The 398-nt window shown below is 68.6% G+C and carries 1 protein-coding gene; it reads right to left on the reverse strand.

Features of this window, described 5'->3' with window-relative positions:
- Positions 1-398: hypothetical protein (locus tag AC1DZU_RS35685; RefSeq protein WP_477292163.1), on the reverse strand; the 398-nt coding region annotated here is incomplete at both ends.

Genomic DNA, 398 nt, shown 5'->3' on the forward strand with positions numbered 1-398 from the left:
GAGCCGGTATCGCCGGTCGAACCAGTCGAGCCAGTCGCACCAGTCGAGCCGGTGGCTCCGGTCGAGCCGGTATCGCCAGTCGCACCAGTGTCGCCAGTCGCACCTGTCGAGCCAGTTGCGCCGGTCGAACCAGTCGAGCCGGTTGCTCCAGTCGAGCCGGTTGAGCCCGTCGTTCCGGTCGAGCCCGTCGCTCCGGTCGAGCCGGTATCACCAGTTGCTCCGGTCGAGCCAGTCGCACCAGTCGAGCCGGTGGCTCCGGTTGCACCGGTCGAACCCGTTGCGCCGGTATCGCCGGTCGCGCCTGTGGCTCCGGTTGCCCCAGTCGAACCCGTGGAACCAGTAGAGCCCGTCGCTCCAGTATCGCCGGTTGCACCAGTCGAGCCGGTTGCACCGGTCGA

It is taken from the genome of Mesorhizobium sp. P2_A12 (assembly GCF_056405075.1).